Here is a 21,777-nt window from a genome sequence, read left to right as displayed (position 1 = left end):
GTTGTTTGACTCCACCGATTGGTACGGTTCCAGGACGAATCCTCGTCTGCCCCCAATGAAGGTGTGTAACCCCGGTACAACACAACAATGTCTTCGGTTTCCGAAATTCCAGCAGGCGAAGAAAGTTTCGCCGCACTGTTTGAAGAAAGCATCAAGAAACAAGAGATGAAGTCTGGCGAGGTCATCACTGCTGAAGTGGTGCGCATCGACCATAACTTCGTGGTGGTCAACGCTGGCCTGAAGTCCGAGGCTCTGATCCCGCTCGAAGAATTCCTGAATGACAAGGGCGAACTCGAAGTGTCGGAAGGCGACTTCGTCTCCGTCGCGATCGACGCGCTGGAAAACGGCTACGGCGACACGGTTCTGTCGCGTGACCGCGCCAAGCGCCTGGCTGCCTGGCTGCAACTCGAGCAGGCGCTGGAATCCGGCGACCTGGTCACCGGCACCATCACTGGCAAGGTCAAGGGCGGCCTGACCGTCATGACCAACGCAATCCGCGCCTTCCTGCCGGGTTCGCTGGTCGACCTGCGTCCTGTCAAGGACACCACGCCGTACGAAGGCAAGACCCTCGAATTCCGCGTCATCAAGCTCGACCGCAAGCGCAACAACGTCGTGCTGTCGCGCCGTGCCGTGCTCGAAGCCAACATGGGCGAAGAGCGTCAGAAGCTGCTCGAAACGCTGCACGAAGGCGCGATCGTCAACGGCGTGGTCAAGAACATCACCGACTACGGCGCATTCGTGGACCTGGGCGGCATCGACGGCCTGCTGCACATCACCGACCTGGCATGGCGTCGTGTGCGTCACCCGTCGGAAGTGCTTACCGTCGGTCAGGAAATCCAGGCCAAGGTCCTCAAGTTCGACCAGGAAAAGAACCGCGTCTCGCTGGGCGTCAAGCAGCTGGGCGAAGATCCCTGGGTGGGCCTCGCACGCCGCTACCCGCAAGGCACGCGTCTGTTCGGCAAGGTCACGAACCTCACGGACTACGGCGCATTCGTCGAAGTCGAAGCCGGCATCGAAGGCCTGGTCCACGTGTCCGAAATGGATTGGACCAACAAGAACGTCGATCCCAAGAAGGTTGTCACCCTGGGCGATGAAGTCGAAGTCATGGTTCTGGAAATCGACGAAGACCGCCGCCGTATCTCGCTGGGCATGAAGCAGTGCCGCGCGAATCCGTGGGAAGAATTCTCGATCAACCACAAGCGTGGCGACAAGGTCCGCGGCGCCATCAAGTCGATCACCGACTTCGGCGTGTTCGTTGGTCTGCCTGGCGGCATCGACGGCCTGGTGCACCTGTCCGACCTGTCCTGGAGCGAAACCGGCGAAGAAGCCGTGCGCAACTTCAAGAAGGGCGACGAAGTCGAAGCCGTGGTTCTGGGCATCGACACCGACAAGGAACGTATCTCGCTGGGCATCAAGCAGCTGGAGGGCGATCCGTTCACCAACTTCGTCGGCACGTACGACAAGGGCGCCGTGGTTCCTGGCACCGTCAAGTCGGTCGAACCCAAGGGTGCAGTCGTTACCCTGTCGGTGGACGTCGAAGGCTACCTGCGCGCTTCCGAGATGTCGTCGGGCCGCGTGGAAGATGCATCGACCATCGTCAAGGTGGGCGACAACATCGACGCCATGATCCTGAACATCGACCGCAAGACGCGTTCGATCCAGCTGTCGATCAAGGCCAAGGACAGCGCAGAGACGGCTGACGCCATCCAGCGTATGTCGGATGCCAGCGCATCGTCGGGCACGACCAACCTGGGCGCACTGCTCAAGGCCAAGCTCAACGAACGCGAAAACGGCTGATGGCTTCCTGACAGACGATGCTTTCGGCTCGCCCAGGCATGGACTCCATGACGAAATCCGAGTTGATCGCGCGTTTGGCGGCCCGCTATCCCCAGCTGGTCGCCAAGGATGCCGATTACGCGGTAAAAACGATCCTCGACGCGATGGCCCAGTCCTTATCGGAAGGCCATCGTATCGAGATCCGGGGTTTCGGCAGCTTTTCGCTGTCGAAGCGCCCACCGCGCATAGGCCGTAATCCCAAGTCCGGCGAACGGGTGCTGGTACCTGAAAAACGGGTGCCGCACTTCAAGGCCGGCAAGGAACTGCGGGAACGTGTCGACGTTGCCGCGGCCGAACCGCCTCCCGTGTAGAACGGGCGGCGCGCCGGCAAAACGAAAACCCCGACAGCTGCAAGGTTGCCGGGGTTTTTTATTGCCTGGAACGAACGCGCCGCATTGCGGCGCTTCCGTCTTCAGGCCTGAATGAACGCAAGCAGGTCGGCGTTCAGGACATCCGCATTGACCGTCAGCATGCCGTGCGAGTAGCCCGGATAGGTCTTGAGGGTGGCGTTGGGCAGCAGCTTGATGCCCTTGAGCGCGGCGGCGCCGATCGGCACGATCTGGTCGTCTTCGCCATGCAGCAGCAGGGTCGGTACGGTGATCGACGTCAAATCGTCGGTTTGATCGGTTTCCGAAAACGCCTTGATGCCTTCGTAATGGGCTTTGGCGCTGCCCATCATGCCCTGGCGCCACCAGTTCTGGATCACGCCAGGGTGCACGGTGGCGCCTTCGCGGTTGAAGCCGTAGAACGGGCCGGTCGGCAGATCGGTAAAGAATTGCGCGCGGTTGGCTGCAAGCGCACTGCGCAGACCGTCGAATACGTCCATCGGCAAGCCGTCGGGGTTCGAGTCCGTCTTGACCATCAGCGGCGGCACGGCCGACACCAGGATCGCCTTGGCCACCCGCCCCGCAGCTTGCCCGTGTTTCGCCACGTACCGCGCAACTTCGCCGCCGCCGGTCGAATGACCGATGTGGACGGCGTTCTTCAGGTCCAGCGCCTCGGCAACCGCAAAGGCATCGGCGGCGTAGTGGTCCATGTCATGGCCTTCCGACACCTGGTCGGACCGGCCATGGCCCCGGCGGTCATGCGCGACGACCCGAAAGCCGTGCTGCACGAAGAACAGCATCTGCGCGTCCCAGTCGTCGGACGACAGCGGCCAGCCGTGATGGAACATGATGGGCTGGGCGGTCTTCGGGCCCCAGTCCTTGTAGAAGATGTTGACGTTGTCAGAGGTGGTGATGAAAGGCATGGCGAAGCTCCGGTAGGGTCAAAAACGTGCGACACGGGGTGGCGCAACGAACGTGGGCTTGCGGTGTGGACGACGCCGCGCAGCGCCGGAAGGCGTGCGCAACGGACAGGCGATTGCAAGGGTGACAGCGTGTCAGCCGAATTTGACAAGATTGAGAGCAGGCAGCGGGCCGCCAGGAAACTGCGCAAGGCGGGACCCGATCGCGAGGGCACCCAGGTCGATGCCGAAGAAGCCCAGACGGTCGATCAAAGCGGCCACGTCGGCCTTTGCCTGCGCGTCATCCCCGGAATAGAACAGTACGCGTCGTCCGCCTTCGCGTCGAGGGTCGCCAGAAACGAGGTCCGCCAGCAGGTGGTTGAAGCCTTTGACCAGACGCGCGCCGGGCACCAGATCGGCCACCACCTCGGACGAGCTGCGTCCCTGCAAATCGGCGGGCTTGAACAGCGGCGCTTCGATCGGATTGTTGGCGTCGATCACGATGCGTTGGCCGAAATCCGGCAGTCCCGCCAGCGCGGCAGGCAGCTTGGACCAGTTCACGGCGACAAAGACGATGTCCTTGGCGGCCGCCTCGTCTCGCGTGCCGGCTTGGATCGTGGGTCCGATCGCAGCAACCGTCTCGGCCAGGCTCTCGGGACCACGGCTGTTCGACAGCGTGGCCGAGATGCCGGCGCGGGCCAGCGCGATAGCAATGGCGCGGCCGATGTTGCCAGCGCCGATGATGCCGATGCTGAGGTCGCGCGCGGCTGCGGCGGCAGGCGAGGTGGGGGTGGAAGTGGTCATGATGGGTGCTCCATGTGAAAGGTCGATGAGGCATTGTGGAGGCGTCACTCCGCCCTGATAAGCCATTAATCGCTGGTTTGATCTTCAACGATCGCTTTACAATCAGCCCATGGAAACGCTGGCCAACCTGGAATCGTTCGTTCGCAGCGCCGAATCGGGCAGCTTTTCGGAAGCCGCACGGCGTCTGTCGCTGACCCCGGCGGCGGTCAGCCGGAATGTCGCCATGCTTGAACGGAATCTGGGCGTGCGGCTGTTCCACCGGTCCACCCGCAGCCTTGCGCTGACGGAAGCTGGCGAAGCCTTTCGCCTGGCCGTCACCGACCATCTGCTGGGCCTGCAGGCCGCCATTGCCTCGGTCGCCACCGATGGCGGCGAGCCCGCCGGTGTACTCAAGGTCAGCCTGCCCCCGCTGCTGGGCACCACCCATATCCTGCCGCTGCTGCCGGCATTTCTGGCTCGCTACCCCCGCATCCGCCCCGACTGGCATTTCGAAACGCGTCCGGTCGACCTGATTGCCGAAGGTTACGATGCGGCCATCGGCGGCGGCTTCGACCTCACGCCCGGGATCATTGCCCGCACGCTGGCGCCCGCGCACATCGTTGCGGTCGCGTCGCCCGGCTACCTGGCAGGACGTCCGCTACCGGCGGATCCAGGCGGTCTGGCGGATCTCGACGGAATCGTGATGCGTACACCGCGGACCGGCAGGGGGCGCCAGTGGACGATGCGCGACGTGGCCGGCAACGAAATGGCCGCGCCGCTACGCGAGACCTTGGTCCTGAACGAACCCGCGGCCATGCGGGACGCGGCGCTGCTGGGCTTGGGCGCCGCAATGCTTGCGGTGCCCGACGTGCTGCCGGAGCTGGAAGCGGGCCGCCTTGTGCGGCTGGCGCCTCACTGGTACGCCGATGCCGGCGCGATCTCGCTGTACTACGCATCGCGAGCCCTGCTGCCCGCCAAGACACGGGTCTTCATCGAATGGGTGACCGAGGCGTTCGAAACCCAGCATCTGGCCGAGCGCCTGGCGGGCAGCCTCGGCGTGTCCCTACGCAAGGCGTCGTCCCGGTAACCGGCGCAACGCTGCCCGGCTTACAATCGCTCCCTACTTCTTTCCTGGAGCATCGACAATGCGATATCTCGTCTGGGCGTTGCGCTTGCTGATCTTTGTCGTGGTGCTGCTCTTCGCGTTGAAAAACACGGATCGCGTCACGGTGTATTTCTTTGCCGATCGCCTGATCAGCGAGGTGCCGCTCATCGTGGTGATGCTGGGTTGCTTCGTTGCGGGGACCGTGTTCGGGCTGCTGCTGACCGTGCCGGCCGTCTTGCGCCGCCGCCGTGAAATGGCCACGCTGCGCCGCGAACTGGAACGCACTCGCGCGCTCGTGCCCGCGACCGCGATCCAGCCGGAAGGGCCGCCATCGCCCGACGTCTACGTTCCGCTGTCTCCGTTGTAAGGCGCGCCCGTGGATTTCGAACCCTGGTGGTTGATCGCCGTTCCCTTGCTGTTCGGACTCGGCTGGATTGCGGCGCGGGTCGACGTGCGGCAGATGCTGTCCGAGAACCGCAACCTGCCCGACTCTTATTTTCGCGGGCTGAACTTCCTGCTGAACGAGCAGCACGACCGGGCGATCGACGCTTTTGTCGAAGTCGCCAAGCTCGATCCCGAAACCACCGATCTTCACTTCGCGCTCGGCAGCCTGTTCCGGCGCCGGGGCGAGATCGAACGCGCGATCCGCGTGCACCAGAGCCTGCTGCAGCGGCCGGATCTTCCAGTCAGCCAGCGCGAGCAGGCCATGAACGAACTGGCGCAGGACTACCTGCGCGCCGGCATGCTGGACCGGGCCGAAGCCGCCTTCGATCAATTGAAGCCGACCCGATTCGCGCCCGATGCCTTGCGCGCCCTGATCCGCATTCACGAAACCGAGCGGGACTGGCCGGCTGCGATCCAGGCGGTGCACGCGCTGCAGGGCCTGGTCGACGAACCGGTCCCGCAGGCGGTGCATTTCCATTGCGAAGAGGCGGCTGCCGCCCTGGCGTTGCCGGTGCCCGATATCGACGCCGCGACCCACGCGTTGGACGCCGCCACGCATGCCTCGGAACTGGCGCAGCGCAGCGCCGAGGCGCCGCCGCACGTGCGGATCGCCATCATGCGGGCCGACCTGGCGCTGCGCGAAGGCGACCTGCGCGCGCAGCGCCTGCAGCTCAAGTCCATCCTGGCCTCGCATCCGGATTATGTCGGCCTGATTGCCGAAGCCTTCCTGACCAACTATCGGGCCACGCAGCGGGAAAACGACGGGCTGGAACAGCTGGAAGCCCATTACGCGCGGCATCCGTCGCTGGACCTGTTCAATACCATTTTCCTGGCGCGCGGCCGTCTGCATGGCGCGGCGGACGCGTGGGCGTTTGCGCGGGCTGCCCTGCAACGCAATCCGTCGCTGCTGGGCCTGGACCGCATGCTCGAAGCGCAACTGGCGCGCGGCGCCGAGACGCCTCCCGCGATCGAGACCGTGCCGGGCAGCTGCACCGCGCTGTCGGTGGAAGACGTGGCGCTGATGCGCAGCCTGATCCACAAACACACGCAGCGGCTGGACCGGTACGCGTGCCGCGCCTGCGGCTTCAAGGCAAAGCGCTTTCATTGGCAGTGCCCGGGCTGCAACGCCTGGGAGACCTACTCGCCCAAACGTTTGGAAGAACTGGATGTCTGACACCAAGGCCGCTCCAGGCCAGCCCTTTCCTTCGGACGCCGTGCGCCAGTCGGCGCGAGTCCTTGTCATTGGCGACGTCATGCTGGACCGGTATTGGTTCGGCGAAGTCGACCGGATCTCGCCGGAAGCGCCGGTGCCCGTGGTACGGGTGTCGCGCAGCGAAGACCGCCTGGGGGCGCGGCCAACGTGGCGCGCAATGTGGCGGTGCTGGGTGCGCGAGTGACCCTGGTCGGGATCGTCGGCAACGACGATTCGGGCGCGGCCATTTCGCGCCTGTGCGCCGAAGCGGGCGTGACGGCCGAACTGGTCACCGATGCCCGGATCCCGACCACCATGAAAATGCGCGTGCTGGGCCGGCAGCAGCAGTTGCTGCGAGTGGATTTCGAGCAGAGCCCCGGCCCCGACACCCTGGTGGCGTTGGCGGAACGGGTGGCGACCCTGATGAGCGATCACGATGTCGTGGTCCTGTCGGACTATGCGAAGGGCGTGCTGGAACATGTCGAGCCGCTGATCGCTCTGGCCCGGCGCCACGATTGCATCATTCTGGTCGACCCCAAGGGGGATGACTACAGCCGTTATCGCGGCGCGACCCTGGTCACGCCCAACCAGTCCGAAATGCGCGATGCGGTGGGCCGCTGGCGCGACGACGACGAACTGGCTGAACGGGCCCAGCGGCTGCGCGAAGCGCTGGACTTGCAGGCGCTGCTGGTGACCCGGTCCGAGCTTGGGATGACCTTGTACACGGCCGACGGCCGGGACCATATCGGCGCGCAGGCGCGTGAGGTATTCGACGTATCGGGCGCGGGCGATACCGTCATTGCCACGCTGGCGGTGATGCAGGCGGCCGGGCTGGACCTGCACGACGCCATGCGCTGGGCGAACCTTGCCGGCGGTATCGTGGTCGGAAAGCTGGGGACGTCCATTGTCACGCCGGCCGAACTGAGCGCGGCGCAAGCAGGCTGACCCCACCACGGGGGCCACCGGCCCCGTACGAATTTCAACCGGTGGACCGCGTGCGTGAGTGGGCCGCGCGTCGTTCGCCACGAAACAGGAACCACATCATGATCATCGTCACCGGCGCCGCGGGATTCATCGGCAGCAACATCGTCCAGGGGCTGAATGCCAAGGGGCATCGCGACATCCTGGCGGTGGACGATCTGCTGGAGGGGGACAAGTTCGTCAACCTGGTCGATGGCCAGATCGCCGATTACATGGACAAGGCAGAATTCCGCAAGCGTGTCATGGACCGCAGCCTGCCTCCCATCGACGCCATCCTGCATCAGGGTGCGTGCTCGGACACGACCGAGCGCAATGGCGCCTACATGATGGACAACAATTACCGCGTCACGCATGAGCTGTTCGACTACTCGCAGCAGCAGCGTATTCCGCTTATCTATGCGTCGTCGGCGGCGGTGTATGGCGCCGGCCCGGACTACGTGGAAGACCTCAAGTACGAAAAGCCGCTGAACGTGTATGGCTATTCGAAGTTCCTGTTCGACCAGGTGCTGCGGCGGTACCTGGGCAAGCTGACCGCCCCCGTGATCGGCCTGCGTTATTTCAATGTGTACGGCCCGCGCGAACAGCATAAGGGGCGCATGGCATCGGTCGCCTTCCACAACATGAACCAGTTCCTGTCCGAAGGGCACGTGCGGCTGTTCGGTGGCTGGGACGGCTATCCCGATGGCGGTCAGCAACGCGACTTCATTTCGGTGCACGACGCTGTTGCAGTGAACCTTCACTTCCTGGAAAACCACGATCAGCCGGGCGTTTACAACTGCGGCACCGGCCGCGCCCAGCCCTTCAATGATGTGGCGATGGCGGTGGTGAACACATTGCGGGAAGAGCAGGGCGAGGCGGCGCTGCCACTGGACGAACTGGTTTCGAAGGGGCTGATCCGGTATGTCCCGTTCCCGGATGACCTGAAGGGCCGCTATCAGAGCTACACCCAGGCCGACACGACACAACTGCGCGAAGCCGGCTACACGGCGCCGATGCGGGATGTGCAGACGGGCGTGTCGGAGTACGTGCGGGCGCTGCGCGCCAAGCAATGAGCGGCACCGGGTTCCCTACGTAGCGTTGCGCTAGGACATTGCGGCGCGCCGCGGCCCCGTTGGGCGGCCGGTCGGCGCACGATGGCGACCTGACCTGCCTTTGCGTATCCGTGCCAGCCGGCCGGAACGCGGGCAGCAACGTGTCTGGAGCCGACCCATGAATCCCTTCCTTGAATCCGCCTGCGCCCGGCCCTCGGCCGATCCAGGTACCGCGCCGCCATCGGCTGGCGCGGGCGCTGCTGAAACGGCATTGTGCGGGCTGTCGGCCGAGGAACTGGCCGTGGGCCAGTGGTCTGCCCCCAGCCCGGAATTGCCCGAAGTGAGGCCGGCGCAAGAGGCCATGGCGACGGTGGCCGTCCCGACAAGGCGCGCACGCGCCGTCCGGCGCCGCACGCATCATTTTGTTTTCCTGGCCGCGCTGACCGCGGGCGGGATGTCGCTTGGAACACCGGGCGCCGCTTACGGGCTTGACGTCAACACCGCCACCGAGCCGCAGCTGGAAGGCATCCGCGGCATCGGACCCAAGACGGCGGCATTGATCGTGAAGGAACGCCAGCAGCGCGGACAGTTCTCGTCGTTCGAGGAGTTCGCGGGTCGGGTGCGCGGCATCGGACCCAAGCGGGCCGAACGGCTGGCGGCGCAGGGGTTGACCGTGGGTACGGCGGCTCGCGTCCTGCCGGCGGGATCGCCCGCCAAGACGCATCAGCGCAACATGACGCCGGTTCCTCCGGCCCGCACCTCGGCGTTTCCGCCGGCCCCGGATCCCTCGCGGATGCCGCCGGCGCTGATCGTGAATACGCCTGATGCCAGTAAGGGCAAGGGCCATTGAACCGGCTCGCGCGGAGTTATCATCGACCTATGAAATCCTATCCCACCATTGAAGACACCATTGGCAAGACGCCACTGGTGCGCCTGCAGCGGATTCCCGGTGCGGGCAACGCGGCGCGCGGCAACGTCATTCTTGGCAAGCTCGAGGGCAACAACCCCGCCGGCTCCGTGAAAGACAGGCCGGCGCTTTCCATGATCAAACGCGCGGAAGAGCGGGGCGAGATCCGGCCTGGCGACACCCTAATCGAAGCTACCAGCGGCAACACCGGCATCGCGCTGGCGCTGGTGGCGGCCATCCGCGGGTACAAGATGGTCCTGATCATGCCGGACAACCTGTCGATCGAGCGCCGCGCGGCCATGACCGCCTACGGTGCGGAACTGATCCTGACCCCAGCCGCAGGCGGCGGCATGGAATACGCCCGCGATCTGGCCCTGTCGATGCAATCCGAAGGCAAAGGCAAGGTGCTCGACCAGTTTGCCAACCCCGACAATCCGCTGGCCCATGTCGAGACGACCGGCCCGGAAATCTGGGACGACACAGACGGCGCCGTGACGCACTTCGTCAGCGCCATGGGCACGACCGGCACGATCATGGGCGTGTCCACCTATCTGAAATCGCGCAATTCCAGTATCCAGATCGTGGGTGCCCAGCCGACCGAAGGCTCGTCGATTCCAGGCATCCGCAAGTGGCCCGAAGCCTATCTGCCGTCAATCTATGACGGCAGCCGCGTGGACCGTGTGGAATACGTGACGCAGGCCGATGCCGAGCAGATGGCGCGCCGGCTGGCATCCGAAGAAGGCATCTTTGCCGGCATTTCGGCGGCGGGTGCGCTGGTCACGGCGCTGCGTGTGGCCGAAGAGGCCAGCAACGCGACCATCGTGTTCATCGTCTGTGATCGCGGCGACCGCTACCTGTCCACCGGCGTCTTCAACTGAGCAGCGATCCCTGACGCGATCAGGGCTTCTTCTTGTCCAGCTCCGCCGCCAGATCGGCCACCGACGTCGCGTAGAAATAGCTGCGGTTGTACTGGGTGATGGCAAAAAAGTTGGGCGCGGCCACGCGGTATTCGGTGGTGTCGGTCGGGCCGTCGTACAGGTCGATCACGCCCATCTTCCAGTCCGTCCAGGCGCCGCTCCACGTGCCGTCGGCATTAATGATCCGGGCGCCGGCTGCGTTGAGCTGGGGCCAGGTCAAGGTGGGCGTCAGACCGCCGTCCACGAGCGGTTTCGGGTCGGCGGGAAGGCGGACCGGCAGGAAAACGGGCTGGCCAGGCTTCCATCCATGCTCGATCAGGAAGTTGGCGACCGAAGCGATCGCGTCATCGGGGCTGGTCAGCAGGTTGATCTTGCCGTCGCCATCGCCGTCAACCGCATAACGGCGCTGGCTGCCCGGCATGAACTGCGGAAGGCCGATGGCGCCGGCGTAGGACCCCTGCACCGAAAGCGGATCGAGCCCCGATTCCTTGCACAGCACCAGGAATTGCGCCAGTTGTTCACGGAAGAAGGCGCTGCGGTCATTGGGCGCTTGCGGCGGGTAGTCGAAGGCGAGGGTGGACAGCGCGTCCAGCACGCGGAAGTTGCCGGTGACGCGTCCGTAAAAGGTTTCGACGCCGATGATCGATACGATGATCGATGCGGGTACGCCGTACTTGGCTTCGGTGCGCGCCAGCATGGGACCGTGCTTGGCCCAGAAGTCCACGCCTTCCTTGATGCGGCGCGGTTCGACAAAGCGGGCGCGGTAGCGCGGCCAGCTGCGCACCGACGGCGTGGCGGCGGGCAGCACCAGCTTGGCCACGGTGGCCGAGAACCGGGCCTGCTTCAGGATCGCCGCGACGTCGGCGGGGTCGAGTCCGCGCTGGGCCATTTCGGCGGCGAATGCGGCCTTCGCATTGCCCTCGTTGGGCGAGGGCGCGACCTCGATGGAAGGCGCTGGCGAGGGGGTGACCGCGACCGGCAGGGAAGTGGCTCCGCCAGCGCTGGCGGGTCCGGCGGTGGCAGAATCAGACGCCGCCGGGCTGACGGCAGCCGACCCGGGTGTCGCCCCCAATGCCGCCCCCGATGCCGCACTGCCGGTTGCGGCCGTGCCGGATGCTGCTGATCCAGCGTCCCCGAAGCGACCACCGCCCTCCGCCGTCCCGGGCGCAGCGCCCGGGGTCGCACCGGTTGCAGTGGCGGTCGTGCCTCCGGCCGCAGGGGTCGACATCATGTCGCCCGCGGCCGGCCCGGTGGATGCGCAGCCCGCCAGCACGCCGGCGGTCAGGCAAAGGACCCAGGCGGTTCGGGACGGAAGGGAGGCGGGGCGGGAAAGTCGATCGGAGAAAGGCACGCGTAATTACCCGGTTGGCTGAAGCAAGGAAAACGAGGATGCTGCACGGTGTCAGCCACGGTTGCAAGTCGGAGACCCTTTTCACGCATGGCCACGCTGTTTTTTACCCACCCCGAATGCCGCTTGCACGAAATGGGCGAATGGCACCCCGAAACGCCGCTACGCCTTGACGCCATCACGGATCAGCTGCTTGCCTCGGGCGTGCTGCCCCATCTGGACGAGCGCGAAGCGCCCGCGGCCACGCCCGACGCGTTGTTGCGCGTCCATACACCTGCTTACCTGGCCGAGCTGGCCCGCCGCGCGCCGGCCAAGGGCTACGCCGAGATCGATCCGGATACCTCGCTCAACCCGCACACGCACGCCGCGGCATTGCACGCGGCCGGCGCCAGCATTGCCGCGGTCGACGCCGTTCTGGCCGGGGAGTCGGACACCGCCTTCTGCTCGGTCCGCCCGCCGGGTCACCATGCCTGTCCCGATCGGGCGATGGGCTTCTGTTTCTTGAGCAACATCGCGATTGCCGCCCGTCACGCCCTGGACCATCACGGCCTGGAGCGGGTGGCCGTGATCGATTTCGACGTTCACCACGGCAACGGCACCGAAGCCGCATTGAGCAACGATCCCCGCGTCCTGATGTGCGGTTTCTTCCAGCACCCCCTCTATCCGCATAGCGGCGCTGACCATCCTGCGCCGAACATGTTGAACCAGCCGGTGCCCGCCTATACGACCGGGGGTGCGATCCGCGACCTGGTGGAAACCGTCTGGCTGCCCCGCCTGCACGAATTCAAGCCCCAACTGATCCTGATTTCGGCCGGCTTCGACGCCCATCGCGAAGACGACCTGGGCCAGCTGGGCCTGGTGGAAGCGGACTTTGCCTGGATCACGACGCAGATCATGGCCGTGGCGCAGGCGCACGCGCGGGGCCGCGTCGTCAGCAGCCTGGAAGGCGGCTACAACCTGTCGGCGCTGGGCCGCAGCGTGACCGCGCATATCCGGGCGTTGGCAGGTATCTGACCCGGGCCACCCGTCGGCCCGGATGCCGCGTTCCATCCGGCCCATGCCGCACCATGGACGTCCATGCCGCACGGCGCGGCCAGGATTCCGACCCTTCTGCCGGGCCGTATCCCCCTTCAGGATCGTCCTGGCAAATGGCGGCATAATAAAGGGCTGATACAGATTCCTTTGGTAATCCCCCGGGCGCTTGCAGCCGGGGCCCAACTCGAGAGGCCGCTTCATGAAGGTGCTTGTGCCAGTCAAGCGTGTGGTTGACTACAACGTCAAGGTACGCGTCAAGTCTGATCAATCGGGCGTGGACATCGCGAACGTCAAGATGTCGATGAATCCGTTCGACGAGATCGCCGTCGAAGAGGCCACGCGCCTCAAGGAAAAAGGCGTGGCGACCGACGTCGTGGCCGTGTCTTGCGGCGTGACGCAAAGCCAGGAAACGCTGCGTACCGCCATGGCCATCGGGGCCGACCGCGCGATCCTGGTCGAATCCACTGCCGACCTGCAACCGCTGGCCGTGGCCAAGCTGCTGAAAGCGCTGGTCGACAAGGAACAGCCGCAGCTGGTGATCCTTGGCAAGCAGGCGATTGACGACGACTCCAACCAGACCGGCCAGATGCTTGCGGCGCTGCTGGGCTGGCCGCAGGCCACGTTCGCCAGCAAGGTCGACGTTGCCGACGGCAAGGCCACGGTCACCCGCGAAGTGGACGGCGGCTTGGAAACCCTGTCGCTGACGCTGCCGGCCGTGGTCACGACCGACCTTCGCCTGAATGAGCCGCGTTATGTCACGCTGCCCAACATCATGAAGGCCAAGAAGAAGCCGCTCGAGACGGTCAAGCCGGAAGACCTGGGCGTGGACGTGGCGCCGCGCCTCAAGACACTCAAGGTGTCCGAGCCGCCTGCGCGCCAGGCCGGTGTCAAGGTGGCCGACGTCGCGACGTTGGTCGACAAGCTCAAGAACGAAGCCAAGGTGGTATGACAATCATGACAACGCTCGTCATTGCAGAACACGATAACGCCAGCCTCAAGCCTGCCACGCTGAACGCCGTCACGGCGGCCGTCAAGATCGGCGGCGACATCCATGTGCTGATCGCCGGTTCAGGCGCGCAAGCCGCCGCCGACGCCGCTGCTCAGGTGGCCGGTGTCAGCAAGGTGCTGCTGGCCGACGCCCCCGCGTTTGCCGAAGGCCTGGCCGAGAACGTGGCCGAGCAGGTGCTGGCCGTGGCCGGTGGCAATCAGTACAGCCACCTGCTGTTCACCGCGACCGCCTACGGCAAGAACATTGCCCCGCGCGTGGCGGCCAAGCTGGACGTGGCCCAGGTGTCCGACATCATTGCCGTCGAATCGCCCGATACCTTCCAGCGTCCGATCTACGCGGGCAACGCGATTGCCACGGTGCAATCGGCCGACGCAGTCAAGGTCATCACCGTCCGCACCACCGCCTTCGACGGCGCCGCCGCCACGGGCGGGTCGGCATCGGTCGAAACGCTGTCGGCGGTAGGCGATGCGGGCAAGGCCGCCTTCATCGGCCGCGAAGTCGCCAAAAGCGACCGTCCGGAACTGACCGCTGCCAAGGCCGTGGTATCTGGCGGCCGCGGCATGGGCAACGCCGACAACTTCAAGCTGCTCGAGCCGCTGGCCGACAAATTGGGGGCGGCCATGGGCGCATCGCGCGCGGCAGTGGACGCAGGCTATGCGCCGAATGACTGGCAGGTCGGCCAGACCGGCAAGATCGTTGCGCCGCAGCTGTATGTGGCCATCGGCATTTCGGGGGCCATCCAGCACCTGGCCGGCATGAAGGATTCCAAGGTGATCGTTGCGATCAACAAGGATGCCGAAGCCCCCATTTTTGGCGTGGCCGACTACGGTCTGGTGGCCGACCTGTTCACGGCGGTTCCGGAACTGGTCCAGGCGCTGTAAGTCGCCGCAGGGCAATCCAGGCAACCGATTGCCGGCGCGGGGCGCGTCACCTGACACGACCCGCGCCAACAGCACCCCGCAGTTCCCACCGCCGGTCCTCCCAGGGGCCGGCGTGTTTGTTTTCAGCGCGCTGTTTCACCACCCGCCGGGCGGAGGATACCCATGGCATTTGTCGCACCCTTACGAGACATCCGCTTTGTTCTTGACGAGCTCGCGGGGCTCGACAAGGTACGGCAACTCCCGGGTGGCGACGATGCCGCGCCCGAGATCGTCGATGCCGTCCTCGAAGAAAACGCGCGGCTGCTGCAGGACGCCGTCGCGCCGCTGAACCACCCGGCGGATCGCCAGCCAGCCACGCTGGCCGACGGCAGGGTGACTACCTCCCCAGGGTTCAAGGCCGCCTTTCGCGAATTCGCAAAGGGCGGCTGGCAAGGGCTGTCCCATCCCGCGGAATTTGGCGGTCAGGGGCTGCCCAAGCTGGTGGCGACACCGTGCGTGGAAAATCTGAACGCAGCCAGCCTGTCGTTCGGCCTGTGCCCGCTGCTGACCGATGGCGCGATCGAAGTCCTGTTGACGGCCGGCACGCCCGCGCAGCGCGCGCGGTATGTGCCCAGGCTGGTGGATGGCACGTGGACCGGCACCATGAACCTGACCGAGCCGCAGGCCGGGTCGGATCTGTCGCAGGTGCGCACGCGCGCCGTGCCCCAGGGTGACGGCACCTATCGCCTGTACGGGCAAAAAATCTACATCACGTATGGCGAGCATGACCTGGCCGAGAACATCGTGCACATGGTGCTGGCGCGCTTGCCCGACGCACCCGACGGCGTGAAGGGGATCTCGCTGTTCATGGTGCCCAAGTTCCTGGTCAACGACGATGGGTCGCTGGGGCCGCGCAACGACGTCTGGTGCGCGTCGCTCGAACACAAACTGGGCATCAAGGCCAGCCCGACGGCCGTGCTGCTCTTTGGCGACAACCAGGGCGACGTGGGCGCCGGCGCCATCGGCACCCTGATCGGGACGGAACATCGCGGCCTGGAAACCATGTTCATCATGATGAACGCGGCGCGTTTCGCGGTGGGCGTGCAGGGCGTGGCGATTTCCGAGCGCGCCATGCAGCAGGCCGTGGCCTACGCGCGCGATCGGGTGCAAAGCCGCGCGGTGGAAGGCTCCGCCGGTCCGGTCGCGATCGTGCATCACCCCGACGTCCGCCGCAACCTGATGACGATGCGGGCCTTGACGCAAGCCTCCCGCGCCATTGCGTACGTGGCCGCCGGGGCATTCGACTTCGCGCATCGGCACCCGGAGGCCGACGTGCGCCAGAAGAACCAGGCCTTTTACGAGTACATGGTGCCTATCGTGAAGGGCTTTGCCACCGAGATGGCCATCGAAGTCACCTCGGCAGGTGTGCAGGTGCATGGCGGCATGGGCTTCATCGAAGAGACGGGCGCTGCGCAGCACTACCGTGACGCCCGCATCCTGGCCATCTATGAAGGCACTACCGCCATCCAGGCCAATGACCTGGTCGGACGCAAGACCATCCGGGATCAGGGCACGGTGGCACGCGGCGTGATCGCCGCCATGCGCGAAACGCATGCCGCCTTGCTGTCGACGCCCGCCACCTCGGTCGCGGGTGCCAACCTGGCCGACCTGAGCGACATCGCCGAATTCCTGGCCGTGGGCATCGCCGATCTGGAAGCCTGCGTCGACTACATGGTGGAGCAGGGCAAGGCCCGGCCGCGGGAAGTGCATGCCGGCAGCGTGCCCTACCTGATGCTGTCCGGCTATGTGCACGGGGGCTGGCAAATGGCGCGCGCCGCCGTGGTGTGCCGGGATCGTATGGCGGCCGGCGATCTGGAACCCTTCCTTACCGGCAAGCTGGCGACGGCCCGCTTCTATTGCTCTAACATCCTGCCTCGCGCCAGTGCCCTTCGCACGGCGATTCTTGAAGGCAGCGCCGATGTGCTCGCCCTCGATCCGGACCAATTCTGATCATGCAACCCACCATCTACCACAATCCGGCCTGCGGCACGTCGCGGGCCACGCTGGCGCTCCTGGAGTCGCTGGGCTACGAGCCGACCATCATCGAATACCTGAAGACGCCGCCGTCGCGCGACACCCTGGCCGGCCTGGCCCGCCAGGCTGGCGTGGAAGTGCGTGACCTGGTCCGCCAGAAAGAGTCGCTGTATGTCGAGATGGGCTTGAACGATCCGGCCGTGACCGATGAACAGCTGCTGGATGCGATGGTGGACAATCCGATCCTGATCAACCGCCCGATCGTCTCCACCAAGCTGGGCGTGCGCCTCTGCCGCCCGTCCGACCTGGTGCGCGAGATCCTGCCCCCGCCCGAAGAGACGCCGGTCAATACCGAAGCTTGACCCTCACATTGCAGGCGACGAGGTAGCCCCTGAAAGGGCGCACCTGATTGGCATCAGGCTTGCCCTGGGTCGGGCAGTTCGGCAATGTTGCGGATCGTGATCGACTGGTCGGGGAACCTTGCCACCAGTTCCAGTTCGCCCCCCATCGCCTCGATGAATCGGCGCAGCGTGCTGACATGCATGTCGGTACGCCTTTCGATTTTGGCGACCGACCCCTGCCTGATCTGCAAGGCATCACCCACCTCGGCCTGCGACAGCCTGAGCGCCCGCCGCAGATCAGCGAGTTCCATCTCGTGTTCAAGCCTGTTTGCCACGTCATCCGCCGCGTGCCGCGCTTCCGGCGTCATGCGGGCACGTAGCTGGGCGAAAGAATGCCTACCCGCCATTGTCAATCTCCTTGTTCAGTTCTTGCAGGTGTGTCTGGTAAAGCGCATCTGCCAGCGGGATCATCCGCTCGTAAAACTGTTTGTCGCCCGATTTGATTCCGCCGATCAGCAATATGGCGGACCGGCGCGGGTCGAAGGCATAAAACACCCGTATGGGCGTGCCACGACGCTGCACGCGAAGCTCGCGCAAGTGGGCAATACGTGCCCCCTGAATACCGCTTGAGTAGGGAAACGGAAGGTTTGGGCCACGCTGTTCAAGCTTGGTCACATATGCCGCAACGTCGACTTGCTCCGCGTTATCGAGCTCTTCCCACCAGATGCCGAATTCATCGGTATATTCGACCACCCACTGCATGAATACTATTCCTCCGAAGGGTTAATTTCAAGCGTGACCGCACGCTGCGGCGGGGTGATGACGTGTATCGGCCGACCCACCATGAATGCCATCGCTTCAAGCGCCAGCATCGGCGTTGGTGCAGGGGTTGGCCATGGCATAGGTCGAGTTCGAGCCATTCGAAGAACTACGATCGGCCAGCTTGCGCTCGCCGTGAGGGGGTCACGCCACTGTCACGCAGCGCGCCCACACTCCCGGGACTTCACTATCGGGAATGGTCATGGTCGACTCCACTGCTTTGCCGCGCCGTCGTTTCTTCCGGCGTGTGGCTGCCGGCACCGCCTCGGTGTCGGCCACGATGGGTCTGGCTGCGTGTGGGGGCGGTGACGATGCCGATCCCGCCGTCGGCTTCACGCACGGGGTGGCCAGCGGCGACCCGCTGTCCAACCGCCTGGTGATCTGGACCCGCGCCGTGCCGGAAGGCAATGGCGACGGCGACGTGACGGTCGACTGGCAGGTCGCCACCGACGATGCGTTCGCCAACGTGGTTCGGTCTGGGTCGGCCACCACGAATGCGTCGCGCGACTTTACGGTCAAGGTCGACGTGGACGGACTGTCGCCTGCCACGGTCTATCGTTACCGCTTCCGCAAGGGCGATCGCACGTCCCCTGCCGGCAAGGGCAAGACGCTGCCTGTCGGCAAGGTCGACGCCGTCCGCCTGGCCGTGCTGTCGTGCTCCAACTACCCGGCCGGCTACTTTCATGTGTATGCCGAAGTCGCCAAACGCACCGATCTGGATTCGGCCATTCACCTGGGCGACTACATCTACGAATACGCCAGCACCGGTTATGCGTCCGACAAGGCGGCCGCGCTGGGACGCGTGTCGGACCCGGCGAACGAGATCGTTCTGCTGGCCGACTACCGCCGCCGGTATGCGCAATATCGCAGCGACCCTGACCTGCAGAACGCGCACGCCGCCATGGCGTTCATTACCGTATGGGATGATCACGAGATCGCCAACGACGCCTGGACCGACGGCGCCGAAAACCACCAGCCCGCCACCGAAGGAGACTTTGCGTTGCGCAAGGCGGCGGCCATCCGGGCCTACCACGAGTGGCTGCCCACCCGGGAGCAAAGCCCGCTCAACAAGATCTATCGCAGCTTTGATTTTGGCGACGTCATGTCGCTGCACATGCTGGATTCGCGTGTGATCGCCCGGAACAGGCAACTGGACTACAGCGCCTACTTCCCGGCGCTACTCGGCAATCCGGATCCAGTGGCGGGGGTGCAGGCCTTCCTGGCGCAGTTTGCCGGTGACGTGTCCAAGTCCGACCGCCAATTGCTGGGCGCGGAGCAGACGGCCTGGCTGCAGCAACGCATGACCGCGTCCACCGCCACCTGGCAGGTGCTTGGGCAGCAGGTGCTGATGGGCGCGGTGCAGATCCCGCTGCCGGTGCTGCTGGGCCTGCTGGAAGGCGCCGGGCAACTGGGCACTGTGCAGATTCCGTCGGCCATCAAGCTGGACCCGGCCGCCTACCTGACCCTGCTGGGCCGCCAGGCGGCTGGCGATCCGACCCTGACCGCCGCGCAACGGGCCCTGCTGTCCTTGCCGTCGATTCCCTACAACCTGGATTCGTGGGACGGCTACTGGGCCGCGCGCGAGACGGTGTACGAGATTGCGCGCGCACTCGACAAGAACCTGGTGGTGCTTGCAGGCGATACGCACAACGCGTGGTCCAGCGACCTGCGCGTGGGCGCGGGCGCCTTTGCGGGCGCGGCGGTGGGCGTGGAATTCGCGACCTCATCCGTCACGTCGCCAGGTTTCGAGGAATACCTGGGCGCGGGCTTTCCGGCGGACCAGCTGGCCTTTGCGCTGACGTCGCTGGCGAACCTCAACACCCTGGGCGCCGGCGCGCGACTGGCAGGGTCGCTCAAGTATGCCGAAACCGCCAGACGTGGCTATCTGGTCCTGACCGTGACCGCCACCGAAGCGCGATCCGATTGGTACGTGGTCGATACGGTGCAAGCCAAGACCTACCAGGCGTCTTTGAACAAGAGCCTGCGCGCCTTGCCAGGCGCGGCAAACCGCAGGCTCTTGGCGGTGTAACGGCACTGGCTGGACGCCAGCTCTGAGACCATGCCTGGAAAAGCTGGGGCTCGCGATGAGAAGGCGGCGGCGCCCCGGAAACGAAACGGCCCGGACAACGTCACGTTGCCCAGGCCGTTTCGACGCGCTAGTCAGGAAACCAGATCGCGCATTGATCAATCGATCATCGATCCGCCGATCAATGCCGCACGCCCAACCTCGCCGCAGCGCCTTGCCCCTGCTCCCGCCGGCTTTGCGACCATTCCATGATGGTCTTCAGCACCAGGGTCAGGAGCGCCATGCAGGCCAGCAGACCCGCCGCCGTAAACGCGCCCACCGTCTTGTAGTCGTCGTTCAGTTGCTCCACCAGCAGCGGCAGGTTGACCGTCTGCCCGCGGATCGCTCCCGACACCACCGACACCGCGCCGAATTCCCCCACGGCGCGTGCATTGGTGATGACCACGCCATACAGCAGCGCCCATTTGATGTTGGGCAGCGTCACGCGCCGGAAGATCTGCCAGCCGCCCGCTCCCAGTGTCAGCGCGGCCTGTTCTTCGTCGCTGCCCTGCGCCTGCATCAACGGAATCAGAATGCGGGCAACGAACGGGGACGTCACGAAGATCGTGACCATCACAATGCCGGGCCACGCAAACATCAACTGGATGTCGCGGGCAGAGAACCATGCGCCCAGCGCGCTTTCGCTACCGTAGATCACCAGATAGCACAGGCCCGCCACCACGGGCGACGTGGCGTACGGGATGTCGATCAGCGTGACCAGCAGCTTGCGTCCGCGGAATTCGTAGTGCGTCACGCACCAGGCCAGCAGGATGCCGAACACCAGATTGACCGGGACGGTAATGGCCGCGGTGAATAGCGTGAGCTGGATCGCGTGGACCATGTCGGGGTCCGCCAGGTTCGTCGCCACCGCCGCCCACCCGGCGCTGAAGGCTTTGGCAAAGATGATGACAAGCGGAAGGATCAGCAGCACCACGACGCAGACCAGGCCTGCCGCTACCAACGACCATTGTTGCCAACCACGAGGTTTCTGCATGGCTAGCCCCTGCGTTGCCAGGAAAGGAAACGGCCCTGCAGCAGCTGCAGCGTGAACAGCAGCACCAGCGAGGCCAGCAGCACCACCGACGCGATCGCGGCCGCCGACGGGTAATTGAATTCGGCCAGGCGCACGAAGATCATCAATGACGTGATTTCGGTTTCGAACGGCATGTTGCCGGCGATCAGGATCACGGCGCCGAACTCTCCGAGGCTGCGGATGAAGGCCTGCGACGCGCCCGTTACCAGCGCCGGCACCAGCGACGGCAGGATCACGCGCCAGAAGGTCTGCGCGCGGGTCGCGCCCAGCGTATGCGCGGCTTCTTCGTATTCGGGGCCGACGTCCTGCAGCACGGGCTGCACCGCTCGCACCACGAAGGGCAGGCTGGTAAAGATCATGGCAATCACGATGCCCGGAAAGGCATACGCGATCTTGATGTCGGCCATTGCAAAATATTGGCCAATCCACCCGTTGGCGGCGAACAGCGCGGCCAGGGTGAGCCCGGCCACGGCGGTCGGCAACGCAAAGGGCAGGTCGACCAGCGTGTCGACCAGCTTGCGTCCCGGAAAGTCATAGCGGGTGATGATCCAGGCCAGCAGCAGCCCGACCCCGGTCACGATGATCGTGGAGTACAGGGCGCCCAGCGCGGTCACCTTGTAGCTGGCGACCACGCGAGGGTCCGATATCGCTGCCCAGAATTCCTGCCACGACATGCCGCTCGTATAGATGAACAGCGCCGACAGCGGCAGCAAAATGACCAGGCTTAAAAACAACACGCTCAGACCGAAGCTGAGCGTGAATCCCGGCAGCGTGGGATGCCGGGTGAAAAACAGGGTTGATCGGGGCACCAG

At 65.2% G+C, this 21,777-nt stretch carries 21 protein-coding genes and 1 pseudogene; 15 read left to right on the top strand and 7 right to left on the bottom strand.

The features are described from left to right. Positions 1 to 87: 87 nt before the first annotated feature. Together rpsA and ACNANG_RS05175 are read left to right on the top strand one after the other, a co-directional pair. Positions 88 to 1,797 carry a 30S ribosomal protein S1 gene (gene rpsA, locus ACNANG_RS05180; RefSeq protein ID WP_179590590.1) on the top strand — a complete coding sequence of 570 codons (1,710 nt, stop codon included), beginning with the start codon at positions 88 to 90 and terminating at the stop codon, positions 1,795 to 1,797. A gap of 47 nt (positions 1,798 to 1,844) precedes the next feature. After that, entirely contained in the window at positions 1,845 to 2,147 is a 303-nt protein-coding gene (locus ACNANG_RS05175) for an integration host factor subunit beta (protein ID WP_179590588.1), read from the top strand. Between the two features lie 101 nt (positions 2,148 to 2,248). On the opposite strand, the gene ACNANG_RS05170 is transcribed toward ACNANG_RS05175, so the two are convergent. Further along, positions 2,249 to 3,085, bottom strand: a complete 837-nt coding sequence (locus ACNANG_RS05170) for an alpha/beta fold hydrolase (RefSeq protein ID WP_420226277.1) — start codon at positions 3,083 to 3,085, stop codon at positions 2,249 to 2,251. A 132-nt stretch (positions 3,086 to 3,217) separates the two neighbouring features. Beyond that, the gene (locus ACNANG_RS05165; protein ID WP_420226276.1) at positions 3,218 to 3,865 is read right to left on the bottom strand and encodes an NADPH-dependent F420 reductase; all 648 of its coding nucleotides are present in this window, start codon (positions 3,863 to 3,865) and stop codon (positions 3,218 to 3,220) included. A gap of 109 nt (positions 3,866 to 3,974) precedes the next feature. On the opposite strand from ACNANG_RS05165, the gene ACNANG_RS05160 reads away from it, so the two are divergent. The 7 genes and pseudogenes from ACNANG_RS05160 to cysM all read left to right on the top strand — a co-directional run bounded on the left by ACNANG_RS05160 (position 3,975) and on the right by cysM (position 10,382). Beyond that, complete coding sequence (locus ACNANG_RS05160; protein WP_420226275.1) at positions 3,975 to 4,931, top strand: LysR substrate-binding domain-containing protein; 957 nt, start codon at positions 3,975 to 3,977, stop codon at positions 4,929 to 4,931. A 58-nt stretch (positions 4,932 to 4,989) separates the two neighbouring features. After that, positions 4,990 to 5,316 (top strand): LapA family protein, encoded by a 327-nt coding sequence (locus tag ACNANG_RS05155; protein WP_420226274.1) that lies wholly within the window; start codon positions 4,990 to 4,992, stop codon positions 5,314 to 5,316. 9 nt (positions 5,317 to 5,325) lie between these two features. After that, a complete protein-coding gene (gene lapB / locus ACNANG_RS05150; protein ID WP_420226273.1) occupies positions 5,326 to 6,567 on the top strand; it encodes a lipopolysaccharide assembly protein LapB in 1,242 nt (413 codons plus the stop codon). Continuing rightward, positions 6,560 to 7,530 (top strand): annotated as a pseudogene (gene rfaE1, locus ACNANG_RS05145) (D-glycero-beta-D-manno-heptose-7-phosphate kinase). Before lapB ends, rfaE1 begins: the two are co-directional and overlap by 8 nt. 98 nt (positions 7,531 to 7,628) lie before the next feature. Beyond that, entirely contained in the window at positions 7,629 to 8,618 is a 990-nt protein-coding gene (gene rfaD / locus ACNANG_RS05140; RefSeq protein ID WP_420226272.1) for an ADP-glyceromanno-heptose 6-epimerase, read from the top strand. Positions 8,619 to 8,775: 157 nt separating this feature from the next. Then, positions 8,776 to 9,447: a ComEA family DNA-binding protein gene (locus tag ACNANG_RS05135; protein ID WP_420226271.1), complete on the top strand. Its 672-nt coding sequence runs from the start codon at positions 8,776 to 8,778 to the stop codon at positions 9,445 to 9,447. A 29-nt stretch (positions 9,448 to 9,476) separates the two neighbouring features. Then, positions 9,477 to 10,382: a cysteine synthase CysM gene (gene cysM / locus ACNANG_RS05130; protein WP_420226270.1), complete on the top strand. Its 906-nt coding sequence runs from the start codon at positions 9,477 to 9,479 to the stop codon at positions 10,380 to 10,382. 19 nt (positions 10,383 to 10,401) lie between these two features. Here the strand turns inward: cysM and mltB are convergent, their stop codons facing one another. Next, positions 10,402 to 11,652, bottom strand: a complete 1,251-nt coding sequence (gene mltB / locus ACNANG_RS05125) for a lytic murein transglycosylase B (RefSeq protein ID WP_420226269.1) — start codon at positions 11,650 to 11,652, stop codon at positions 10,402 to 10,404. 207 nt (positions 11,653 to 11,859) lie between these two features. On the opposite strand from mltB, the gene ACNANG_RS05120 reads away from it, so the two are divergent. The 5 genes from ACNANG_RS05120 to arsC all read left to right on the top strand — a co-directional run bounded on the left by ACNANG_RS05120 (position 11,860) and on the right by arsC (position 17,069). Next, on the top strand, positions 11,860 to 12,783 hold the full coding sequence (locus ACNANG_RS05120; RefSeq protein WP_420226268.1) for a histone deacetylase family protein: 924 nt from the start codon (positions 11,860 to 11,862) through the stop codon (positions 12,781 to 12,783). A 220-nt stretch (positions 12,784 to 13,003) separates the two neighbouring features. Continuing rightward, positions 13,004 to 13,753 (top strand): electron transfer flavoprotein subunit beta/FixA family protein, encoded by a 750-nt coding sequence (locus ACNANG_RS05115; protein WP_420226267.1) that lies wholly within the window; start codon positions 13,004 to 13,006, stop codon positions 13,751 to 13,753. A 5-nt stretch (positions 13,754 to 13,758) separates the two neighbouring features. Further along, complete coding sequence (locus tag ACNANG_RS05110) at positions 13,759 to 14,694, top strand: electron transfer flavoprotein subunit alpha/FixB family protein (protein ID WP_420226266.1); 936 nt, start codon at positions 13,759 to 13,761, stop codon at positions 14,692 to 14,694. A 162-nt stretch (positions 14,695 to 14,856) separates the two neighbouring features. Further along, on the top strand, positions 14,857 to 16,683 hold the full coding sequence (locus tag ACNANG_RS05105) for an acyl-CoA dehydrogenase (RefSeq protein ID WP_420226265.1): 1,827 nt from the start codon (positions 14,857 to 14,859) through the stop codon (positions 16,681 to 16,683). Positions 16,684 to 16,685: 2 nt separating this feature from the next. Then, positions 16,686 to 17,069 carry an arsenate reductase (glutaredoxin) gene (gene arsC / locus ACNANG_RS05100; protein WP_420226264.1) on the top strand — a complete coding sequence of 128 codons (384 nt, stop codon included), beginning with the start codon at positions 16,686 to 16,688 and terminating at the stop codon, positions 17,067 to 17,069. Between the two features lie 53 nt (positions 17,070 to 17,122). Here arsC and ACNANG_RS05095 read toward each other — a convergent pair whose 3' ends face one another. Beyond that, complete coding sequence (locus ACNANG_RS05095; protein WP_420226263.1) at positions 17,123 to 17,359, bottom strand: helix-turn-helix domain-containing protein; 237 nt, start codon at positions 17,357 to 17,359, stop codon at positions 17,123 to 17,125. An 85-nt stretch (positions 17,360 to 17,444) separates the two neighbouring features. Further along, on the bottom strand, positions 17,445 to 17,810 hold the full coding sequence (locus ACNANG_RS05090) for a type II toxin-antitoxin system RelE/ParE family toxin (RefSeq protein WP_420226262.1): 366 nt from the start codon (positions 17,808 to 17,810) through the stop codon (positions 17,445 to 17,447). 259 nt (positions 17,811 to 18,069) lie between these two features. On the opposite strand from ACNANG_RS05090, the gene ACNANG_RS05085 reads away from it, so the two are divergent. After that, the gene (locus tag ACNANG_RS05085) at positions 18,070 to 19,896 is read left to right on the top strand and encodes an alkaline phosphatase D family protein (protein WP_420226261.1); all 1,827 of its coding nucleotides are present in this window, start codon (positions 18,070 to 18,072) and stop codon (positions 19,894 to 19,896) included. A 178-nt stretch (positions 19,897 to 20,074) separates the two neighbouring features. Here the strand turns inward: ACNANG_RS05085 and cysW are convergent, their stop codons facing one another. Continuing rightward, the gene (cysW, locus tag ACNANG_RS05080) at positions 20,075 to 20,926 is read right to left on the bottom strand and encodes a sulfate ABC transporter permease subunit CysW (RefSeq protein WP_420226260.1); all 852 of its coding nucleotides are present in this window, start codon (positions 20,924 to 20,926) and stop codon (positions 20,075 to 20,077) included. Positions 20,927 to 20,928: 2 nt separating this feature from the next. Next, on the bottom strand, positions 20,929 to 21,774 hold the full coding sequence (gene cysT, locus ACNANG_RS05075) for a sulfate ABC transporter permease subunit CysT (RefSeq protein ID WP_420226259.1): 846 nt from the start codon (positions 21,772 to 21,774) through the stop codon (positions 20,929 to 20,931). Between the last annotated feature and the right edge of the window lie 3 nt (positions 21,775 to 21,777).

It is taken from the genome of Pigmentiphaga litoralis (assembly GCF_048632615.1).
GTDB classification, from domain to species: domain Bacteria; phylum Pseudomonadota; class Gammaproteobacteria; order Burkholderiales; family Burkholderiaceae_B; genus Pigmentiphaga; species Pigmentiphaga litoralis_B.
This window is presented reverse-complemented; position numbering and strand designations above follow the sequence as displayed.